General features: G+C 65.5%; 19 protein-coding genes. 8 read left to right on the top strand and 11 right to left on the bottom strand.

What is annotated here, in order from left to right; all coding sequences use genetic code 11:
* Window positions 1–128 precede the first annotated feature (128 nt).
* The 4 genes from NLY43_RS06010 to NLY43_RS05995 all read left to right on the top strand — a co-directional run bounded on the left by NLY43_RS06010 (window position 129) and on the right by NLY43_RS05995 (window position 4,718).
* Window positions 129–953, top strand: a complete 825-nt coding sequence (locus tag NLY43_RS06010) for an ATP-binding cassette domain-containing protein (protein WP_023715131.1) — start codon at window positions 129–131, stop codon at window positions 951–953.
* The gene (locus NLY43_RS06005; RefSeq protein ID WP_023672500.1) at window positions 950–2,209 is read left to right on the top strand and encodes a sugar ABC transporter permease; all 1,260 of its coding nucleotides are present in this window, start codon (window positions 950–952) and stop codon (window positions 2,207–2,209) included. Before NLY43_RS06010 ends, NLY43_RS06005 begins: the two co-directional genes overlap by 4 nt.
* Window positions 2,210–2,237: 28 nt before the next feature.
* Complete coding sequence (locus tag NLY43_RS06000; RefSeq protein WP_023685460.1) at window positions 2,238–2,966, top strand: SDR family oxidoreductase; 729 nt, start codon at window positions 2,238–2,240, stop codon at window positions 2,964–2,966.
* A gap of 144 nt (window positions 2,967–3,110) precedes the next feature.
* Window positions 3,111–4,718: an FGGY-family carbohydrate kinase gene (locus NLY43_RS05995; protein ID WP_023712497.1), complete on the top strand. Its 1,608-nt coding sequence runs from the start codon at window positions 3,111–3,113 to the stop codon at window positions 4,716–4,718.
* Between the two features lie 10 nt (window positions 4,719–4,728).
* Here the strand turns inward: NLY43_RS05995 and NLY43_RS05990 are convergent, their stop codons facing one another.
* Genes NLY43_RS05990 through NLY43_RS05965 form a run of 6 tightly spaced genes read right to left on the bottom strand, consistent with a single transcriptional unit; the run spans window position 4,729 to window position 10,581 of the window.
* Window positions 4,729–5,658 carry a phosphatidate cytidylyltransferase gene (locus NLY43_RS05990; protein WP_023713517.1) on the bottom strand — a complete coding sequence of 310 codons (930 nt, stop codon included), beginning with the start codon at window positions 5,656–5,658 and terminating at the stop codon, window positions 4,729–4,731.
* Between the two features lie 20 nt (window positions 5,659–5,678).
* Window positions 5,679–6,347, bottom strand: coding sequence for a lysophospholipid acyltransferase family protein (locus tag NLY43_RS05985; RefSeq protein WP_023685463.1), 669 nt, complete (start codon window positions 6,345–6,347; stop codon window positions 5,679–5,681).
* A gap of 3 nt (window positions 6,348–6,350) precedes the next feature.
* Window positions 6,351–6,785 carry a hypothetical protein gene (locus NLY43_RS05980; RefSeq protein WP_031199625.1) on the bottom strand — a complete coding sequence of 145 codons (435 nt, stop codon included), beginning with the start codon at window positions 6,783–6,785 and terminating at the stop codon, window positions 6,351–6,353.
* Between the two features lie 10 nt (window positions 6,786–6,795).
* Window positions 6,796–8,151 carry a phosphatase PAP2/dual specificity phosphatase family protein gene (locus NLY43_RS05975; protein WP_023712500.1) on the bottom strand — a complete coding sequence of 452 codons (1,356 nt, stop codon included), beginning with the start codon at window positions 8,149–8,151 and terminating at the stop codon, window positions 6,796–6,798.
* Between the two features lie 4 nt (window positions 8,152–8,155).
* Window positions 8,156–9,937 carry a bifunctional alpha/beta hydrolase/class I SAM-dependent methyltransferase gene (locus NLY43_RS05970; protein ID WP_031199626.1) on the bottom strand — a complete coding sequence of 594 codons (1,782 nt, stop codon included), beginning with the start codon at window positions 9,935–9,937 and terminating at the stop codon, window positions 8,156–8,158.
* A 41-nt stretch (window positions 9,938–9,978) separates the two neighbouring features.
* Window positions 9,979–10,581: a CDP-alcohol phosphatidyltransferase family protein gene (locus NLY43_RS05965; protein ID WP_023712502.1), complete on the bottom strand. Its 603-nt coding sequence runs from the start codon at window positions 10,579–10,581 to the stop codon at window positions 9,979–9,981.
* 238 nt (window positions 10,582–10,819) lie between these two features.
* Between NLY43_RS05965 and NLY43_RS05960 the strand changes: the two genes are divergently transcribed.
* From NLY43_RS05960 to NLY43_RS05950, 3 genes are read left to right on the top strand one after another with little or no spacing between them, the layout of a single operon-like run.
* On the top strand, window positions 10,820–11,803 hold the full coding sequence (locus NLY43_RS05960) for a sugar phosphate isomerase/epimerase family protein (protein WP_023712503.1): 984 nt from the start codon (window positions 10,820–10,822) through the stop codon (window positions 11,801–11,803).
* Between the two features lie 13 nt (window positions 11,804–11,816).
* Complete coding sequence (locus NLY43_RS05955; protein WP_023695491.1) at window positions 11,817–12,692, top strand: MurR/RpiR family transcriptional regulator; 876 nt, start codon at window positions 11,817–11,819, stop codon at window positions 12,690–12,692.
* Complete coding sequence (locus NLY43_RS05950; protein WP_023695490.1) at window positions 12,689–13,579, top strand: ribokinase; 891 nt, start codon at window positions 12,689–12,691, stop codon at window positions 13,577–13,579. The genes NLY43_RS05955 and NLY43_RS05950 overlap by 4 nt, the downstream gene beginning before the upstream one ends.
* Before the next feature lie 140 nt (window positions 13,580–13,719).
* Here the strand turns inward: NLY43_RS05950 and NLY43_RS05945 are convergent, their stop codons facing one another.
* Both NLY43_RS05945 and NLY43_RS05940 read right to left on the bottom strand, forming a co-directional pair.
* Window positions 13,720–14,220 (bottom strand): hypothetical protein, encoded by a 501-nt coding sequence (locus NLY43_RS05945; RefSeq protein WP_023713519.1) that lies wholly within the window; start codon window positions 14,218–14,220, stop codon window positions 13,720–13,722.
* Window positions 14,221–14,315: 95 nt separating this feature from the next.
* Window positions 14,316–15,263 carry a LysR family transcriptional regulator gene (locus NLY43_RS05940; protein WP_023688979.1) on the bottom strand — a complete coding sequence of 316 codons (948 nt, stop codon included), beginning with the start codon at window positions 15,261–15,263 and terminating at the stop codon, window positions 14,316–14,318.
* Between the two features lie 106 nt (window positions 15,264–15,369).
* Between NLY43_RS05940 and NLY43_RS05935 the strand changes: the two genes are divergently transcribed.
* On the top strand, window positions 15,370–16,380 hold the full coding sequence (locus NLY43_RS05935) for a zinc-dependent alcohol dehydrogenase family protein (protein WP_023712504.1): 1,011 nt from the start codon (window positions 15,370–15,372) through the stop codon (window positions 16,378–16,380).
* A 183-nt stretch (window positions 16,381–16,563) separates the two neighbouring features.
* On the opposite strand, the gene NLY43_RS05930 is transcribed toward NLY43_RS05935, so the two are convergent.
* Genes NLY43_RS05930 through NLY43_RS05920 form a run of 3 tightly spaced genes read right to left on the bottom strand, consistent with a single transcriptional unit; the run spans window position 16,564 to window position 20,335 of the window.
* Window positions 16,564–18,864: a xanthine dehydrogenase family protein molybdopterin-binding subunit gene (locus tag NLY43_RS05930; protein ID WP_023712505.1), complete on the bottom strand. Its 2,301-nt coding sequence runs from the start codon at window positions 18,862–18,864 to the stop codon at window positions 16,564–16,566.
* Window positions 18,861–19,844 (bottom strand): FAD binding domain-containing protein, encoded by a 984-nt coding sequence (locus NLY43_RS05925; protein ID WP_023712506.1) that lies wholly within the window; start codon window positions 19,842–19,844, stop codon window positions 18,861–18,863. Before NLY43_RS05925 ends, NLY43_RS05930 begins: the two co-directional genes overlap by 4 nt.
* A complete protein-coding gene (locus tag NLY43_RS05920; protein ID WP_023712507.1) occupies window positions 19,841–20,335 on the bottom strand; it encodes a (2Fe-2S)-binding protein in 495 nt (164 codons plus the stop codon). The genes NLY43_RS05925 and NLY43_RS05920 overlap by 4 nt, the downstream gene beginning before the upstream one ends.
* Window positions 20,336–20,721: the final 386 nt, after the last annotated feature.

Raw genomic sequence — 20,721 nt, 5'->3', positions numbered from 1 at the left:
GCAGCGGTTTTGGGATAAGACATGCATAAAAGGATGACCTAGAATCCTGATCCTGCTTTCCGGCCGCCCTTGCGGCGGCCGGAAGTTCGCAGTCACTCTTGACCGCCCATCCGGAAAGGTTTGCCACCATGTCTGACATCTCTGACGGACCGGTTTCGGCAGGCGAGCTGGTGCTCAGCCTGCGCGGCATCTCGAAGAATTTCGGCGCCGTTTCGGCGCTCACCGATATCGATCTCGACGTCCATGCCGGCGAGGTGGTGGCGCTGGTCGGCGACAATGGCGCCGGCAAGTCGACGCTGGTCAAGATTCTGGCCGGCGTCCACCAGCCGAGCTCGGGCACCATCAATTTCCGCGGCAGGCAAGTGACGATGCCCGACCCGAGCGCCGCGCTGACGCTCGGCATCGCCACCGTCTTCCAGGATCTCGCACTGTGCGAAAACCTCGACGTCGTCGCCAACATCTTTCTCGGCAAGGAGATCAACCCGCTGCGGCTGGACGAGGTGGCGATGGAAATTCGCGCCTGGACGCTGCTCAACGAATTGTCGGCGCGTATTCCAAGCGTCCGCGAGGCGGTCGCCTCGCTGTCCGGCGGCCAGCGCCAGACGGTGGCGATCGCCCGCTCGCTGCTGCTCGACCCCAAGGTCATCCTCCTCGACGAGCCGACCGCCGCGCTTGGCGTCGCCCAGACGGCGGAAGTGCTGAACCTCATCGACCGGGTGCGCGAGCGTGGGCTCGGCGTGCTGATGATCAGTCACAATATGGAGGACGTGCGCGCCGTCGCCGATCGCATCGTGGTGCTCAGGCTCGGCCGCAACAACGGCGTCTTCGAACCCGACGCCTCGAACCAGGAACTGGTCAGCGCCATCACCGGCGCCGCCAACAATGCAGTGTCGCGCCGCGCCGAACGGCGCAAGGCCGCCGAACAAGCGAACAATCAGGAGCAGCGGCCATGAGCGCGGAGCCCAAGCAGGACACCTCCTCGTCGACGGCGCTCGACCGCAGCGACGTGCGCGTCAAGCACCAGGCCGGCGTTGGTGGCGCCATCAGCGCCTTCTTCGACCGCGTCCGCTCCGGCGACCTCGGCTCGTTGCCGGTCATCGTCGGCCTGGTCATCATCTGGAGCGTGTTCACCGCCCTCAATCCGGTCTTCGTCTCGTCGAGCAACCTCGTTAATCTCCTGTTCGACTGCTCGACCGTCGGCGTCATCGCGCTCGGCATCGTCTGTGTGCTGATGGTCGGCGAGATCGACCTGTCGGTCGGCTCGATCAGCGGCTTTGCTTCGGCCATGGTGGGCACGCTGTGGGTCAACCAGGGCTGGCCGGTGGCGCTCGCCATCCTCGCCGCGATCGCCGTCGGCGGCTTCATCGGCGCGCTCTATGCCTTGCTGTTCAACCGGCTCGGCATGCCAAGCTTCGTCTCGACGCTCGCCGGCCTGCTCGCCGTGCTCGGCCTGCAACTGTATATTCTGGGCTCCACCGGCTCGATCAATCTGCCCTATGGCTCGAACCTGGTGAATTTCGGCCAGTTGCTGGTCATGCCGGACTGGCTGTCCTATGCACTGGCGGCATTGCCCGGCATCGTCATGCTGATCAGCGGCCTGCGCACCGTCAGCCGCCGCCGGGCCGTCAATTTGTCGGCGCCGTCTGTCGGCGGCCTCATCGTGCGCGTCGCCGCCCTGACCATCCTGCTCGAACTGATCGTCGGTTATCTCAACCAGGCGCGCGGCATACCGTGGATGTTCGGCCTGTTCGTCGGCCTGGTGGTGGCGATGAACTATGCGCTGACCCGCACCCAATGGGGCCGCTCGATGACCGCCGTCGGCGGCAACCGCGAAGCGGCGCGCCGCGCCGGCATCAAGGTGCGCTCGATCTACCTCAGCGCCTTCGTCATGTGCTCGATGTTTGCCGCGCTCGGCGGCGTGCTGTCGGCGGCGCGACTGGCCTCGGCCAGCCAGCAGGCCGGCACCGGCGACGTCAACCTCAACGCCATTGCGGCGGCGGTCATAGGCGGCACCAGCCTGTTTGGCGGCCGTGGCAGCGCCTATTCCGCGCTGCTCGGCATCATCGTCATCCAGTCGATCGCCAGCGGGCTGACCTTGCTCGATCTGTCATCGTCGCTTCGCTACATGATCACCGGCGCCGTTCTGGCAATTGCGGTCATCGTCGACTCCCTGGCACGCCGCTCGCGGGTTTCCCACGGCCGCGCCTGAACGCAACCGCAATCGATACGAGGATAGAATGGCTCAGGATTTGAGTGGAAAGGTCGCGGCGATCACCGGCGCCGCGTCGGGCATAGGCCTGGAATGCGCGAGAGCGCTGATTGCCGCCGGCGTTCGCGTTGTGCTCGTCGACCGCGCCGAAGACGCGCTGAAAAGCGTCTGCACCGAACTCGGTCCCGACGCGATCCCGCTGGTGATCGATCTGATGAAGCCGGCCAGCGTCGCGACGATGATGCCGCAAATCCTGGACAAGGCCGGCCCGCTCGATATCTTCCACGCCAATGCCGGCGCCTATGTCGGCGGCCCGGTGCTCGAAGGCGACCCCGATGTGTGGGACCGCATGCTGAACCTCAACATCAATGCGGTGTTCCGCTCCATACACGCCGTGCTGCCGCACATGGTCGAGCGCAAGACCGGCGACATCATCGTCACGTCTTCGATCGCCGGACTGGTGCCCGTGGTATGGGAGCCGATCTACACAGCGTCGAAACACGCCGTGCAGGCCTTCGTCCATACGGTGCGCCGCCAGGTCGCCCCGCATGGCCTGCGCGTCGGCGCGGTGCAGCCGGGGCCGGTGGTGACAGCGCTGATCAGCGACTGGCCGAAGGACAAGCTTGAGGATGAACTGGCCAAGGGCGGTCTGATACAACCGGTCGAGGTCGCCGAAGCCGTGCTGTTCATGCTGACTAGGCCACGCAACGTCACCATCCGGGACCTGGTGATCCTGCCGCAGAGCAATGATTTGTGAGGCAATAGGCATTAGGCAGCAGGGAATGGGGAGAGGCTCTTGCAACTGACGGTTCACTGCTGACCATCTCGCCTGCCTACTGCCTACTGCCTACTGCCTACTGCCTACTGCCTACTGCCTACTGCCTAACTTCTGAGGTTCCCCATGTCCCACTTCCTCGGCATTGATGTCGGCACTGGCAGCGCCAGGGCAGGGGTGTTCGACAGCAAGGGCACCATGCTCGCCTCGGCGAAGCGTGACATCGCACTGTTTATCGAACCCGGTGAGATCGCCGAGCAGTCGAGCGAGGATATCTGGCGCGCGGTGTGCGCCAGCGTGCGTGAAGCCGTGACCAAGTCGGGGCTCGCCGGGCGCGACATTGCCGGCATTGGCTTCGACGCCACCTGTTCGCTGGTCGTGGTCGGCCAGGACGGTGCGCCGCTGGCGGTCGGCGGCTCCGGCGACAGCCAGCGCAACATCATCGTCTGGATGGACCACCGCGCGCTCGACCAGGCGCAGCGCATCAATGCCGGCAAGCACGCCGTGCTCGACTATGTCGGCGGCACCATCTCGCCGGAAATGGAAACGCCGAAGCTGCTGTGGCTGCGCGAGAACCTGCCCGCCACCTTCGATGCGGCCGAGCATTTCTTCGACCTGACTGACTATCTGACCTGGCGCTCAACCGGCAGCCTGGCGCGCTCGATCTGCACGCTGACCTGCAAATGGACCTATCTCGGTCATGAGCGGCGCTGGGACGATGCCTATTTCCGTGCCATCGGCCTCGGCGCACTCGCCGATGAAGGCTTTGCCCGCATCGGCACCGAGATCGTCGAGGGCGGCACCGCGCTTGCCCAAGGCCTGACTGGGGCCGCCGCGACTAATCTCGGCCTGCTGCCGGGAACGCCGGTTGCGGCCGGTCTGATCGATGCCCATGCCGGCGGCGTCGGCACGGTTGGTGGGCAGGGCTCGGTCGGCACCTTGCAGTCGCGCATGGCCTATGTGTTCGGCACTTCGGCCTGCACCATGGCCAGCACCAGCGAGCCGGCCTTCGTGCCCGGCGTCTGGGGTCCGTATTTTTCCTCGATGGTGCCGGGGCTTTGGCTCAATGAAGGCGGGCAATCGGCGGCGGGTGCTGCAATCGACCACCTCGTCGCTTTCCATCCGGCCACGGCTGAGGCATCCGCAAAAGCCAAGGCGGAAGGTCTCGGCCTGACCGCTTGGCTTGGTCAGCAGGCGGCGAAACAGTCCGCCGACCTGTCCGCAGTAGCGCACCTAGCCGATGGACTGCATGTCGTGCCGGAATTCCTCGGCAACCGCTCGCCCTTCGCCGATCCCGAGTCCAAGGCCCTGATCGCCGGGCTTGGCATGGACACGTCCCTCGACAGTCTGGTCGCGCTCTATGTCGCCGGCCTGCTGGGCATCGGCTACGGCGTTCGCCAGATCCTGGCGGCGATGGCCAAAAAAGGCATTGCCATCGACACTATCGTCGTCAGCGGCGGTGCGGCGCAAAGCGAGCTGGTACGTCAGCTTTTGGCCGACACCACAGGCCTGACCGTCGCCGGTTCGACCTCGCCCGAACCGGTGCTGCTCGGCTCAGCCATATTGGCTGCGGTGGCGGCGCAAAAATTTCCCGATGTGATCGCGGCGATGACCGGCATGTCGCGCATCGGCGACATCTATCGCCCGGCCGGTGGCGACCTCGTGCCCTGGCACGACAAGCGCTTCGCCGCCTTCGAATTGCTGCAGCAGGCAGGCCGCGCCATCCGCGATTGAACGGCTTAGCTCACGTCCAGAAATAGCGGACGATGTGGAAGAACACCGGTGCGGCGAAGACCAGGCTGTCGGCGCGGTCCATCATGCCGCCGTGACCCTCGATCAGGTGACCCCAGTCCTTGACGCCCTGGTCGCGCTTGATCGCCGACGCCACCAGCCCGCCGAGGAACCCCATCAGGCAGGCGATGAAGGCGACGCCTGCCGCCGCGAGCGGCGAGAACGGCGTCAGGAACGACAGCAGCGCGCCGAGCAGGCTCGATGACACCAGCCCGCCGATCAGCCCTTCCCAAGTCTTTGATGGCGAAACGGACGGCGACAAAAAATGCCGGCCGAACAGCTTGCCGAAAATGTATTGCAGCACGTCGCTGCCTTGCACGGTGATGATCAGGAAGGCGATGAGCAGGAGGTTGCGGCCCTCGAAACCGGGCACGTTGAGCGTCAGCAGCGCCGGCACATGGCTGACGCAGTAGACCGAGATCATGACCGCCCATTGCTGCGCGGACACGCGCTCGAGGAAGCGCTCGGTGTCGCCGTTGAGCGCGGTGATCGCCGGCATCAAGAGGAAGCAGTAGACGGGGATGAAGATAGTGAACAGCCCGTACCAGGCGGTCCACACCAGCCAGTACTGGAAGGGAATGATGATGCCGAACATGCCGAGCAGCACCCAGTGGTCGCTGCGCCGGCTGTGCGTCAGCGTCACGAACTCGCGCAGCGCGGCAAACGAGATCAGCGCAAACAGGATGGTCATGCCGGTGCGGCCGAAGAAGAAGGCGACGGTGATCGCCAGCACCATCACCCACCAGGCGTTGACGCGCTGGTTCAAGTTGACGAGCGTCGAGGGCAACGGCTTCGGCGCCCGCCACGACAGGATGCCGGCAATGACGCTCGCCGTGGTCAGCACGCAGACAAGGCCGGCCAGCAGGATGACGGTTTCATGCATCGGTGGAAGCGTGAGTGGCATCAGTCGTCTCGATCCGGACGCGGGTTGAGCGACAGCAGCGTCTGGCGCGCGCGCTCGAGGAAGGTGCGGCGTTCTTCGCCGGGCGCGATCGCCACCGGCGGACCAAAGACGACGCGGCACAGAAGCGGCACCGGCAGGAACTGGCCCTTGGGCAGCACGCGCGACATGTTCTCGATCCAGCACGGGATGAGTTCGACATCGGGCCGCGCCATCGACAGATTGTAGAGGCCGGAGCGGAACGGCAGCAGATCCGCCTCCGTCGTGTTGCGAGTGCCTTCGGGAAACAGGATCAGCGAGTGGCCGTCGTCGAGCACCGACAGCATGATCGAGATCGGGTGTTGCGTTTCGTCGGTCCACTGCCGGTGGATGAGCACGGACGACAGCATGTCCTGCGCGATGAAGCGGCGCAGCCGCGACTTGCCCCAATATTCGGCCGCCGCGATCGCATGGGTCCGGGCGCGCACCTTCTCACTCAGACAGGCCGACAGTAGGATGAAATCACCATGGCTGGCATGGTTGGCGAAGTAGATGCGCTGCCGCTCCGACGGCTGGCTGCCGTTCCAGATTGGTCTGACGCCGGTTACCACCCAGGCCGCCGCCGACAGGCCGACCGACGTCACCGTCTGCAGCAAGGTGAAGGTGTTGGCGCGCAGGTGAAGTTTTGTCATGGCTCAAACAAATGCTGCGAAAAGGGATGCCGCAGCAAACATGGCGAGCGCCATGCGCTGCCTTGTCAGCAGGCGGCGCGTGCCTGCCATGCGATGGTCGAGCGAGCGGCCGCCGGCAGTGGTGGATTTCAGGCGCATGCGCGACAGCACATCGTCGACCGCGGCACCCCCGGCGGCCTCGCTGGCGTGGCTTGCCATCAGCCGGAACAGCAGCGCATCGAACAAAAGCAAGGCCGAAAGAGCCAGCGTGGCCACGGCGCTCGCCGCCGCGACCAGCCAGGCCGCCGCCGACAGCGCTGTCGTCTGCGGTCCGGCCACCAGGCCGATGACCGGCGCTGCCATCACAGCCGCGACCACCAGCAGGATCGGCCACACCGCCTGCACCATCAGCCCGGCGGCGAATATTTCGGCCTTCTCGGGAAAATTGTCGCCACTCATGCCGGCCAACTCATGTCGGTTCTTCCAGCCCCGGTTCATCCAGCCCGATCTGAAGGTGCACGGGCCTGCCCGACGCGGCGAGTTTCTTGCGCGCCTGTGCAGCTGTGTACGAGCGCCCCGTCACCACCAGCCAGTCGGCGACGACGGCTGCACTGCGCTGGAAGCCGAGCGCGCAGCAGACCAGGACGGTGCCGCGCCGGCGCGCCAGCTCGATTGCCGCCACCGCTCGCTCCAGCCTGTCGTGAGGCGGCGCCACGAGGTCGAGCATCGCGTAGCTGATCCAGCGGCAGGTCACGCCGCGCGGCCGTTCCATCTCGCCGGCAAGGTCGATCACTGTGCCGAAGCGGTTGGCCTCGTCGGCACTCGGAAACCGGCCGAGGAAAACACCGTCGGTGATCTCCGCTTGCGGCGCCAGTTGGCGGGTCCATACCCACACATTGATCCGGGCGCCAAGCCGGTAGGGCAGGAGCAGGATACGGTTGGCCAGTGAGACGCTACCATCGGCTGCCTTCTGGAACACTTTGGCGCCGGCCCCAGCATAGCCGAAGGCGACGATGGCCAGCGCCAATGCCGGCCACAACAGGATGAGAAAATCGGCGGAGACCAACGCGCCCTCGGCAGCGCCGGCCAGGGCAAGGGCCGCCCCCAGCCCGTAATAACCCGCCAGCCGCCGCGCCCTTGGGTCGGCGGTCAACCGAAAACCCCAGAATGGCAGCTCGCCCTTGGACGGAAACAGCCACAGCGCAAACAGGCCGAGCAGGGCGCCGGTCGGAATGTCGATGAAATGATGCTGCCAGGTCGTCAGCACCGAGGCGCCGATGAGAAAACACCAGACGTGCCAGACCGGGCGGAGAATGCCGCCGAGACGGTGACGTGCCAGAACGTGACGCCAATGGTCCCAGATGATCACCAGGAGTGCGATGTGCAGGGATGGCGCTTGGTTGAACGGCTTGTCGAAACCACCGAGCACCGCAAACAGGAAACCCGGCAGGCCGGTGGTTTCCGGCCGCACGAAGGTCGCCGTCAGCGGGAACGCGATGAAGCAGGCGACGGCAATGATCTGCGCCGAGAGATAGCGGCCGGCGAGCCGGTCGACGCCGCGCCTGGTCGTGTTGAGCAGCAGCGATAGGCCGTAGAACAGATTGATCGACCAATAGGGCACGATCGTCCAGGCGACGAACGGGATGGCGTATTCCCAGGCAAACACGATGCTGCCGACATGGTCGCGCCGCGACGCCAGCCAGTTGGCAAAGCCATAGGTCGAATAGAAGAATGGCGCCAGCAGCGCCAGCCAAAGGGCTGCCCTCAGCACGATGCCCAAATAGGGTTCCCGCGCCGGGGCAGGGTCAGCGACAGGCAGGGCCATGGTCTCAGACGCGCCGTGCGACCGAGACGGTGAAGATGCCCCATTGGTCGATGCGCTGGTCGATCTTTGCGAAACCGGCAGCCGTCACCAACTGGTCCATCTCGCCTTGCGTGCGCCGCCGCATCACCCAGGCCTGTCCGCCGCGATGCGAGGTCAGGCTGCGCGCGATCATCTCCAGCTGCGGATGCCATGGCTGGTTGGTGTAGACGAGCAGGCTGCCGGGTTGCATGGCGCTGGCCAGCCCGCCGAGCGAGCGGGAAATCATCGTGTTGTCGGCGAACAATTCGTAAAGCCCGGAGACGATGGCGAGGTCCGGCGCCGGCTTTTGCCCGGCCAGCATGTCGGCATCGAAGGCGTCGGCCTGGTGGAAGCTGACGCTGGTCGGCAGACGCCGCTCGGCGATCAGCTTCGAACCCAACCCGACATTGAGCTCGGAATAATCCTGCAGCCGCACGCTTGCTGGTGGTTCAGTGCATTTGGCGACGGCATCGAGCACATAGCGGCCGTGACCGGCGGCGATGTCGAGCATGTGGACGGGACGGCCGGCTGCCTTCAGGCTGGCGGCGGCGTTGCCGATCAGCTCTTCCAGATGCAGCTTGCGCTGGCGGATGCCGCGCCAGCCGATGGCGTCGAGGAAGGTGCGGTCGATCATGCGGCCGATGAAGCCGATGCCGCGCGCGTCGTTCTCGTAGACATAGTCGAGCGTCGAGCCGGAATCGAAGCCGGTGGCGATGCCAATCTTCATGCCCGAAGACAGCCAGGCGCCGATGCCGATCGAGGCGCGGCTTATCGCCCAGTAGATACCCTTTGGCGACAGCAGCGCCAGCGGCGAGGCCAGCCTCTCGGCCTCGTCGCGGGTGTAGCCGGCGCGGTCGGCCTGAAGCAAGTCGATGGTTTTCTCCGGCGTGGCAAATTGCTTTTCGAGGAATGGCCGGATCAGGTCCAGCGCCTGCTTGCGATCGCGCTCGCCCAGCGTGTCGTGGAAGAAGCCGGGCAGCACATGCCGCTCCTTGGCGCTGCTGCCGAGATTGACGAAGAACTCGTGCTGCGGTCCATGCCGCACCACCCAATCGCTGCCGGAGATCAAGAGCTGCGTCGGCACGGTGATGGCGCGCGCGTCCGAGACGATGCGGGCAGCGTGGTCGTAAAGCTCGACCAGGATGTTGGAGGCGATCGGTCGCGTGATCAGCGGATCGGCGTCGAAGGAAGCGATGCGCTCGGCATCATGCGTCAGGAACTTCGCCTTGACGTAGGAATTGACGAAGAAGCGGCCCTTGAGCTTCTGCCACAGCGCAATGCCCTCTTTGGCGAAGGGCACGTAGAGCTTGACCGAAAAGGCCGGTGAAGCCACCACCAGCGCGCGGATGTCGGGCGCATAGTCATGCACCCAGGCAGCAGCCAGCACGGCGCCGAACGACTGCGCGATCAGCGCGATGTCGCGCTGGCCAAAACCATCCCGGCCGATCTCACGCACCAGGCAGTCGATGTCACGAACCAGGGCGGCAAAGGATGGCGCATAGCCGCGCTCGCCGGCCGAGCGGCCATTGCCGCGCACGTCCCAGGCGTAGAAGGCATGGTCGGGCATGGCGAGTTCGTCGACCAGATGCGCCATGCGGCCGCCATGCTCGTGGCCGCGATGGAACAGAAGGATCGCACCCTTTGGCGTCGACCCGGCGGCCGGCCAGTAGCGGTAGAAGATCTCGGTGCCGTCATGGCTCTTGAACGTGCGCTCCAGCGCGATGCGCTCGAGGCTTGCCGGTGCTCCGGCTGCAATGGTCTGGTGGATCATGGTTTCCCTCTGGCGGTCGGGCGCCTGACGCTTTGGCATCATGCGCCGCCCGCTCTAAGGCCGCCGCGTATCCGGTTGATGGCGGTTACGACTGACAGTGTAGCCATGACCGGAAACACAAAGGGCACAATCGCTTGGAACCACAGGCCGCAGGCGATGAGGAAGGCGATGACGCCGAGCGCCAGGGCCCGGTCGCTCTTGCCGAACGGCCCGGCATAGTTGCGCCCGCTGCCTGCGGCAACGCCAAGCACGCCGGCGAACTCGACCAGCATGGCGGTAATAGCGAAGGCGACGACACCCCAGGCCGGGAACAAGGTGGCAAAGGCCAGGATCAGCGCTAGGTCCGAGACGACGTCGCAGAGTTCGTTGAGATACATGCCGAGTTTTGATGCTTGTCCATGTTCCCTGGCCAGCATCCCGTCAACGGCGTTGAGCGCCATGCGCACAAACAGCACCACCGGCATCAACAGGAACACCAGGGGACGGAGGGCAAAGGCAGTGACCACCAGGCCTGTGGCGATGGACAGTGCTGCGGCGAGAAGCGTGATCTGGTTGGCGGTGACGCCGGCATCGGCCAGCCGGTCGGCCAACGGCCGCAGCCTGGCCTGAAAGGCCGGTTTCAGTTGATAAAGCGTTGGCATGTGCGATCCCCCAACCGCGGCTCATGACAGTGTCGGCCAGATTGGTCAATCGGCAGGCAGGGCGCAAGGGCTCGCACCAGTATCCGCACCGTTGCGGGACTCGAAACTCCCGAAATGGATGCTGAGGCGGAGCCGAAGATCTCGGCCAAGCAGGATGTTGCGCGCTACAAACCGTCTCGCAAATGAGAACTTTACAAATATTCGTATTTGTGTGAAGTAAATCACTGAAAGGTCGATCATGACAAACAGTCGCTTCGCCACCCGCCTGAATTCCTTCGCCTCGCGGCCGCAAGCCGAATGGCCTGATCTCACCGGCAAGCCGTCCATGCTGCAGATGGCAGCCCGCGCGGCCAAGGTCGACGGGCTGACCGATCTTGATCTTAATTTCCCCGACCATCTCAGTGAAAAGCCGGCTGAAATCCCCCGAAGGCTCGGCGATCTCGGGCTTTCCATCAATGGCTTTGCCATGCGTTACTACTCCAATCCGGCCTTCAAGCTCGGCGCCTTCACCAATCCGGACCCAGCGGTGCGCCGCGAAGCCATCGACTTGACCAAGGCCGGTATCGATGCGGTGCGCGCGGCCGGCGCCAGTCTGATGACGCTGTGGCTGGGCCAGGATGGCTTCGACTATGCATTTCAAACTGACTATGCGACGCTCTGGCAGCACGAAATCGAGGGGATTCGTGAAGTTGCCGCGCATGATCCCGGCTGCCAGATCAGCCTGGAGTACAAGCCTAACGAACCGCGCTCCTACTCGCTGATGCCGGATGCGGCGACCACCTTGCTGGCGATCCGCGAGGTCGGCCTACCCAATCTCGGCGTCACGCTCGATTTCGCCCATGTGCTCTATGCCGACGAACAGCCGGCCTTCGCCGCGGCGCTGATCGCTCGCCACAGCAAGCTGCTCGGCGTCCATCTCAACGATGGCTATGCCAAGCGCGACGACGGCCTGATGGTCGGCGCGGTGCACACGCTGCAGACCATCGAACTGCTGCGCCAGATCCGCCGCGACGGCTACGCCGGCGCCATCTACTTCGACACCTTCCCCGACATGACCGGGCTCGATCCGGTGCGCGAATGCGAAGTCAACATCGCCACCGTCAAGCGCCTGCTGCGCGTTGTCGACCGGCTGGAGAAGGATAACCGCCTGTCCGCCGCCATGGACAGCCAGGACGCCGTGACGTCGCAGGCTATCGTCCAGGAAGCCATGCTCGGGTCGTGACGAGGGGACGTGGATGACGTTGAGCAATCTCGATCTGAAAGCCGTGGGGCCGCGCATCCGCATGATGATGCCGCATCTCACCCCGCTTGAGGCCAAGGTGGTGGAAACCGTCTTCGGCCGGCGCGGTTTCGACGAGACCATTCCGCTCAAGCAGATCGCCGAGGAGGCCGGCGTGTCGGAGGCGATGGTGGTCAAGATCGCCAAGAAACTCGGCTTCTCCGGCTACCGCGACTTCCGCACCGCCGTCTATGAATACAGCCGCCTCCCGACCGCCGAGATGCACCAGGAACTGTCGGTCGACGACAGCTTGGCCGAGATCGTGCAGAAAGTGTTCCGCACCTCGATCCAGGCGCTGGAGGAGACGCTCGCGATCCTCGACATGGACGATTTCGACCGTGCCGCCGATCTGCTCTACCGCGCCAGGAACCGCGATTTCTATGGTGTCGGCGGCTCCGCCCAGATCGCCCGCGACGTCTCGCACAAATTCCTGCGCATCGGCATCCGCGCGTCTGTCTATGACGACTCGCACATGATGCTGATGTCGGCCTCGCTGCTCGGCGCCGACGACATCGCCGTCGGCTTTTCGCATTCCGGCAACACGTCGGCCGTCATCGACGCCATCCATCTTGCCCGCAAGAGCGGCGCCCGCACGCTGGCCATCACCAACTACGACAACTCGCCGCTGGCCCGGATTGCCGACATCGTGCTGTGCTCGACCGCGCAAGGCTCGCCGCTGATGGGCGAAAACGCAGCGGCGCGCATCGCGCAACTCAACATCCTCGACGCTTTGTTCGTGGCGGTGGCGCAGCGCGACTACCAGGCGGCGGAGCGCAATCTCGGCCGCACCATGTCGGCGGTCACCTCGAAACGAAAAGACCGGGGCACATGACGGTTCCGCTGGTCACCGTCTTCGGCAGCCTGCACTACGACATCATGGTCGACGCGCCCGACCGTCCGCGCAAGGGCGAGACGGTGACCGGCCATGCCTGGCAGCCGAAATGCGGCGGCAAGGGCGGCAACCAGGCGGTCTCGGCGGCACGCGCCGGCGTGCGTGCGGCGATGATCGGCGCCGTCGGCGACGACGATTTCGGCACGGCGCTGCTGGCCAATCTCGATCGCGCCGGCGTTGATCGCCGCTTCGTGCGCGTGGCGGCAGGCGCAGGCTCCGGCATCAGCGTGGCGATCTTCGACAGCGATGGCGACTATGGTGCGGTGATCGTCTCCGGCAGCAATCTCACCCTGGGCAGTGATGACATCGCGGCTGCGGGCGAGGTGGTGGTACAGACGGCAGTGCTGTTGCTGCAGAACGAAGTGCCCGATGCCGCCAACATCGCTGCCGCGCGCGCGGTGAGGGCATCCGGAGGCCGCGTCGTGCTCAACGCCGCACCGGCGCGAACACTGTCGGCCGAATTGACCGCGCTGATAGACATCGTCATCGTCAACGCCATCGAAGCGGAATTTTTGGCCGGCGTTCCGGTCGTCGATACGCTCGCCGGCGCAACCGAAGCCGCGCGGCGGCTGATCGATGCCTACCCCTCGGCGATCGTCACCGCCGGCGGCGAAGGTGTCGCCTATTGCGACCGGACCGGCGCGGCCTTCGCACTGGCGGCCGTCCCGGTCAAGGTCGTCAGCACCCATGGCGCCGGCGACGAATTCGTCGGCGCCTTCGCGGCAGGCCTCGCCCGTGGCCATCCGATGGAAGCGGCGATCGCCACGGCCAATGCCGCCGCCGCCTCGCTGGTGGCGACACCGGAGGGAAAGCGCAGCTCGCGTTGAAAACTCAGGCCGCATATTGCCGCCTCCAAACCCGTGCCCCCGTCGATGAGCGAAACGGCAAACCGGGCGCGGCGAGAACCTGCTTGGCTTTGCCCTGATGGAGGCGCGGGACCAAGCTGCGTGGTCGAAAGTAGGGAGCTTCAGTCCGCTTCGCCGGCCGAACTTTTGCCGCACTGCGCCAGCACCTTACCGATCGCAGCGCTCGAGCCCGTCAGCGGAAAGCTGTTCTCGCCATATTTGTCGGCCGTAACCGTGACGTCGCCCTTGCCGCGCAACAGGCCGAGCAGTGGATCGTCTTTGCTCAGCTCAGCCGTGAAGTAATTATACATGGCCTCGAGGTCGAGCTTTTTGGTCACGCTCTTGTCACCGCCCTTGAAGGTGAAGGAAGCGCTGATGCCGGGTTCCAGCTGCTGGCCGGCCGCACCCAGATCGTAGCTCAGCACCGGCTTGTCGAAACAGACGAGCATCAGATGCGCATCGGCCTTCGGTCCGCCGCACACCGAAGCCGTCAGCACGCTGCCGCCTTCGTCTTCTTCCATCTTGGCGCTCCAGTTGCAGGATGCGGCAAAAGCCGGCTGCGCGGCTTGCAGCGCGGCCAGAACGGAACCTGCCATCATGAACTTCGCCAATGCACTTTGCATGATCCCCTCCCAAGCTACATTCAACGAGATCATACAGGACAAAAGGCCTGGTGACAGCGGCATATGCCGTCTTAGCCCCCGGCGCGCCCCATTGATCAAGCCTTTGAGACCGGCCTCGACGTCCAGGGCGGCTCCGGCGCGAAGCGCTTGCCGATCCACTCGGCGAAGGCGCGTGTCTTGGCGGCTTGTCCCTTGGCCGAGGGCATGACGACATAGACCGCGCCTTCGTCGGCCAGCGTCCAGTCCGCCAGCACCGGCACCAGCCGTCCGTCGGCGAGTTCGCGTCCGACAAGCCAGTCGGTGCTCATCATCAGGCCGAGGCCTTGCACCGCGGCTTCGACCAGCACCTCGGCATCGTCGCACACCATCGGCCCCGAGACGTCGACGTTGACGCGGCGTCCCGAACTGTCGGTCATCTCCCAGGTTGGAAAGGTCTGGAAGCCGGAGAAGCCGAGGCAGGCGTGTTCTGTGAGCGCTTCCGGCGCTTCCGGCGTGCCCCGGCGGGCGAGGTAGGAGGGAGCAGCGCACAGCAACCGCCGCCGTGTCGCGATCTTGCGCGCCACCAGGCGCGAGTCCTCCAGCGCGCCGAGACGGACGGCGACATCGAAGTTCTCTGCAACGAGATCGACGAACCGGTTGGAGAACTCGGCCTCGATGCGGACATCCGGGAACGTCGCTAGAAATTGCGGCAGCAGCGGCCCGATCCACATACGGCCAAAGGTTCCCGGCATCGCCAGCCGCAGCAAGCCCCGCGGAGCCCCGCTGGCATGCGCGGAAGCAGCAGCCTCAGCTTCGTCTACCGAGGCCAGGATGGCGCGGACACGCACCAGGAACTCCGCTCCGGCCTCCGTCAACGACACGCTTCGGGTGGTCCGGTGCAGCAGCCGCACGCCGAGCCGCTCCTCCAGCGATTGCAGGCGGCGTGACAGAACCGTCGAGTCGCGCCCGACGCGCAACGCTGCCTTGGTGAAGGAGCGCGCTTCCGTGATGGCCGCAAAGGCGGCCATTTCGGCAAGGCTGGCGGGGTCGTGTGATTGCTGCATAAAGCACAGGATTCAAATGTAAAAATTCCAGATTATCTGCTTGTAGCGCAGCAGATAGCTTCACTCAATCCTGACGATTGACCCCTTAAACAGGAATGCGTGAGCCATGAAAGCCATCGAACTGACCGCCGCCAAGCTGGACGCCTTTCGCGCCACCACCATTGCCACGCCTGAACCGCAGCGCGGCGAAGTGCTGATCCGCCAGCGCGCCGCGAGCCTGAATTTCGTCGATGTGGCGGTGGCCAGCGGCAATTATCGCGTGCCCGGCTTTCCGCTCATTCCCGTCGCCGACGGCGCCGGCGAGATCGTCGCGCTGGGGGAGGGCGTTACGGATTTCGCCGTCGGCGATCGCGTCGTTGCCCATGCCAAGCCGCGCTGGATCGGCGGTCCGCCCCGGCCTAACGAGATGACGCAGATGCGCGGAATTTCGCTGCCGGGGTCGCTCGCCGAATATGTCGCGCTGCCGGCCAACTCGCTCGTGCCGGTACCGGCCCGTCTCTCTTTCGAGGCGGCGTCGACCCTGCCGATCGCCGCGACCACCGCCTGGAACGCCGTCCGCGCCGCCGATGTCGGGCCGGGCTCGGTCGTCGTGCTGCTCGGCACCGGCGGCGTCTCCATCTTCACCCTTCAGCTGGCGAAAGCCGCCGGCGCCACCGTCATCATCACTTCTTCGTCGGACGAGAAGCTGGAGCGGGCGAAGGCACTCGGCGCCGATCATCTCATCAACTACCGCGCAACGCCCGACTGGGACGGCAAGGTGCTGGAACTGACCGGCGGCCTCGGCGCCGACCTCGTCGTCGAGACCGCCGGCACCGCCACCTTCGCCCGCGCCGTCAACGCCACCGCGCCTGGCGGCACGCTGTTCACCATCGGTTTCGTCACCGGCGCCGAGGCCACGGTCGACCTGCTGCCGATCATCATCAAGGCGCTGAAGGTGGTCGGCAACAACACCGGGTCGGTATCTGACCTTCGCGCCGCCGTCCGCGCCATCGCCGCCGCCCGCATCGACCCCGTCGTCGACAAGGTGTTCAGCCAGGAGCAGGCGGCCGAAGCCTACGCGCACATGTCGGCAGGCGGGCAGCATTTCGGCAAACTTGCGTTCAAGCTCGACTGGTAGCCGAGGCGCGCGAGCTGCCAATCTCCCCCCTTGAGGGGGAGATGCCCGGCAGGGCCGAGGGGGTGGTCCGACCGGGCTCGACCTACTGCGGCGGAAGGAGGTTGGCGATCTACGAGAGGGGACCCCCTCTGTCGCCTTCGGCGACATCTCCCCCTCGAGGGGGGAGATTACGCACGCCGCTTCCTAGATCAACTTCTCCAGCGTGATCGGGAGGTCGCGTATCCTTTTTCCAGTTGCGTGGAACACCGCGTTGGCGATCGCCGGCGCTACGCCGACGATGGCCAGTTCGCCGACACCCTTGCCGCCGAGCACAGAGGAGTGCAGGTCGGGAATGCCGACCGAGATGACCTCGATATCGGGGATGTCGGCATTGGTCGGCACCAGATAGTCGCCGAGATTGTTGTTGACGATGCGGCCATGCCTGCGGTCGACAATGCCTTCTTCAAGCAGCGCCTGGCCGATGCCCATGATGATGCCGCCCTTCCACTGGCTTTCGGCCAGCTTGGGGTTGTAGAGCCGGCCGGAATCCAGTGCCGATACCACGCGCGACACGCGCACCGTGCCGAAATCCTCGTCGACGCGCACCTCGATGAAATGCGCGCACCAGGAGTGGCGCGAATAGTCGCCCTCGGTGTGCGGCAGCGCCGCCGCGATGGTGGTGTAGTTCTTGTAGCGATCCTCGGCCGTCGAGTTCGCCGGCATGGTGTCGCCTGTGGCCTCGATGCGGTCGCGGCCGACGCTGGCCAGCAGGTCGGCGATCGAGACATCGGGACCATCGCCGCGCGGCGACCTGATGCGGCCATTGGCGACGACCAGCGTGTTGGCCTGCAGCGCGTGGAAGGGCGAGCGCGGATCGCTGATCGCCAGCCCGACAAGCTGGTCGAGCGCCGATGTCGCCGCCTTGTAGACCGCGCCCGTCATCACGCCGGCCAGCCGCGACCCGCCGGCTACGCCGGCGCGGGGATACCGGGAATCACCGAGCTTCACCACGACATGGTCGGCCGCCACGCCGACCGTTTCGGCCGCCGTCTGCGCCAGGATCGTGTAGGTGCCCTGGCCCATGTCGATCGAGGAGCTTTCGACCTCGACCGAGCCGTTGGCAAGGATACGCACGATGGCCTCGCCGTAAGCGCGCCGCACGGGATAGGTGCCGGCGGCGACGCCCCAGCCGATCAGCTGGTTGCCGTTGCGCATCGAACGCGGTTTGGGCGTGCGCTGGGCCCAGCCGAAGCGTTCGGCGCCAGCCGCGAAAGCCTCGCGCAACTGCCGCGTCGACCAAGCCTTTTTTGCGTGCGGATCCTGCTCGGCGTAATTCCTCAGCCGGATCTCCAGCGGATCGATGCCGACCTCATAGGCGAGCTCGTCAATGGCGCTTTCGATGCCGAAGGCGCTAGGGTTTTCGCCCGGCGCGCGCATGGCGCCAGGCACCACCGAATTCACCCGCACGACATTCTGCTTCGAGGAGAAGTTGGGCGTCGCATACATGATCGAGGTGACCACGCCCAAAGGCTCGACCCACATGCCGTCGATCGACGTTTCATTGACGCCGCGATGCACGATCGACTGGATCTTTCCGTCACGGTCGGCGCCGATCGTCACCGTCTGGCGGGTCGCGGCGCGGCCGCCATAGCCGGTAAAAGTCTGCGGCCGCGTCATCACGACCCGCACCGGACGTCCCAGCATCTTGGCTGCGGCAGCAGCCACCGCGCCATGGCCGAGCGCCAGCGCCTTGGAGCCGAAGCCGCCGCCAATATAGGGCGAGACCAGGCGCACATTCTCGAACGGCACGCCGAACCATTCGGCATAGGTGCGGGCCATGCCGTCGAGCCACTGGCTCGGTTCCCACACGGTGAGCTTGTCGCCCTCCCAGCGGGCGATGAGGCCATGCGGCTCCATCGGCGCCTGGTATTCGCGCGGCGTGTTATAGGCGCCGCAGACGCGCACCGGGGCAGCGGCGAAAGCGGCCTGCGCATCGCCCCATTCCTTGGTCATGGCGGCGATCGGAATGCCGTCGCCCGCCTTGGCGTCGCTGAGGTCGACGATGGCCGGCGTCTCGTCATAGCTGACCTTGACCAGGGCTGCGGCCGCAACGGCCTGCTCGAAGGTCTCCGCGATGACCGCGGCGACATGCTGGCCCGAAAAGGTGATATCGCGCGCCAGCGGGCAGTAGGGCTTGTCCGGCGGCGGTGTGCCGAACCAGTCCGATGCAGTCTTCAGCGGCATGATGGTGTCCGGCGTCAGCACCTTGAGCACACCAGGTGCCGCCTCGGCGGCTGACGTGTCGATCGAGCGCACCTTGCCTGATGCGATCGTGCTTTCGACCAGGACGCCGTAGGTTAGCCCGTCGAGCTGCTGCTCGACGGCATATTTTGCCGCACCGGTAATCTTGGCCGGGCCGTCGACGCGCGACAGCCGCCCGCCAACCTGATCGGCAGTGCCGTCCGAAGCGTCGCCGTGCCGAGTTCTTGGGTCGTGAATGGTCATGCCATGGCTCCCGTCTTGAGGATCGCGCGGGCGACGACGCGCGGCGCCAGTTCGATCTTGTAGTGGTTGGCGCCGTGGTCGACGGCGCCTTCCACGGCGAGCAAGCTGGCGGCCCGCACCCTGTCTTCGCTGGGCACCTTGCCCTTCAACGCCGCTTCCACGGCGTGCGCCCGCCACGGCTTCGTCGCGACGCCGCCCAGCGCGACGCGCAGGTCGCGAATGGTGCGGCCATCGGCTTCGAAGTCGATGCCGACCGCGGCGCTTGCAGCCGCGAACTCATAGGACTGCCGGTCGCGAACCTTGAGATAGGTCGACCGCCGGGCGGCGGCTGAAGCCGGGATGCTGATGGCCGTGATCATCTCGCCCGGTTGGATGGCATGTTCCCTGTCGGGCGTGGCGCCGGGCAGGAGAAAGAAGTCGTCGACGGCAACCTGGCGTTCGCCAAGATGAACCACGGCGTCGAAGGCGACCAGCGCGGTGGCGAGATCGCCGGGATACATGGCGATGCAGGCGTCGCTGGTGCCGAGCACGGCATGGCCGCGGGTGACGCCGCCGATCGCCGAGCAGCCGCTGCCGGCCGAGCGCTTGTTGCAGGCGGAAAAATTCGCGGGATCGCGGAAATAGGGGCAGCGCGTGCGCTGCATCAGATTGCCGCCGATGGTCGCCATGTTGCGCAGTTGCGCGGAAGCCGCCTGCCACAGCGCTTCGGAGACCGCGGGAAAGCGGCTCTTGATCTCGGCATGGTCGGCGACGTGGCTCATCTTGGCCAGCGCGCCGATGATGGCACTGTCAGCGTCGACCTTGATGGCGTCGAGCCCTTTGAGATGGGTGATGTCGACAAGGCTGTCGGGTTCGGCAACGCCGCATTTGGCGAGATCGACCAGCGTCGTGCCGCCGGCAAGCAGCATGGCGCCGGGCAGGGCGGCAGCTTGGCGTGCGGCGTCGATGCTATGGGCGCGAACGTAGGAAAAATCCCTCATGACGCGACCTCCAGTGCCGCCTGGCGCACGGCGGCAACGATGTGCGGATAGGCGCCGCAGCGGCACAGATTGCCCGCCATGTATTCGCGGATCTCGTCATCCGAGCCGGCATGGCCCTCGCGGATGCAGGCGACCGCCGACATGATCTGTCCCGGCGTGCAGTAGCCGCACTGGAAAGCATCCTGGTCGAGGAAAGCAGCCTGAACCGCGTTGAGCGTGCCGTCATCGCCGGCCAATCCTTCGATGGTGGTGATCTCGCGGCCTTCGACCTGTGCTGCAAGCGTCAGGCAGGACAGCACGCGCTGGCCGTCGACATGCACCGTGCAGGCGCCGCACTGGCCCTGGTCGCAACCCTTCTTGGTGCCGGTCAGGTCGAGGCGATCACGCAATGCATCGAGCAGCGTGACGCGCGGCTCGACCTGCAGTTCGTGACTGTGTCCGTTGATGGTGAGACGGATTGGGATAGTGGTGGATTTGGTTTGGTCGGTCATGAGGCGTCTGGCTCCAGTTGCTTGACGCTAGGGGATTGAGATGGCGTCCGAGTGGGAGAGGACAAGGGAAGAGGCGACGGTGCGCCTAATCTCCCCCCTTGTGGGGGAGATGCCCGGCAGGGCAGAGGGGGGCGCGAAGGAATGCGACGTTCCCGATTTACATGCGTCGAAACGAATCTTGGCCGAGGAGGCGCCAGTCAGGCCTCGATAGGCTGGCGGGACAGGGCCCCCCTCTGTCCTGCCGGACATCTCCCCCACGAGGGGGGAGATTGACAGCTCTGCCGCCCCGACTCTCCAGCGGGCAGGGGATGCTTCAGTCTTCACAATCTCAACACGTGACATACCGGCTCCCCTGATTATATGATAAGACTGCTCCACTAAAACGG

It is taken from the genome of Mesorhizobium sp. C416B (assembly GCF_030323165.1).
Classification (GTDB): domain Bacteria; phylum Pseudomonadota; class Alphaproteobacteria; order Rhizobiales; family Rhizobiaceae; genus Mesorhizobium.
The sequence above is the reverse complement of the archived record's forward strand: the minus strand, read 5'-3'. Positions and strand labels throughout refer to the sequence as shown.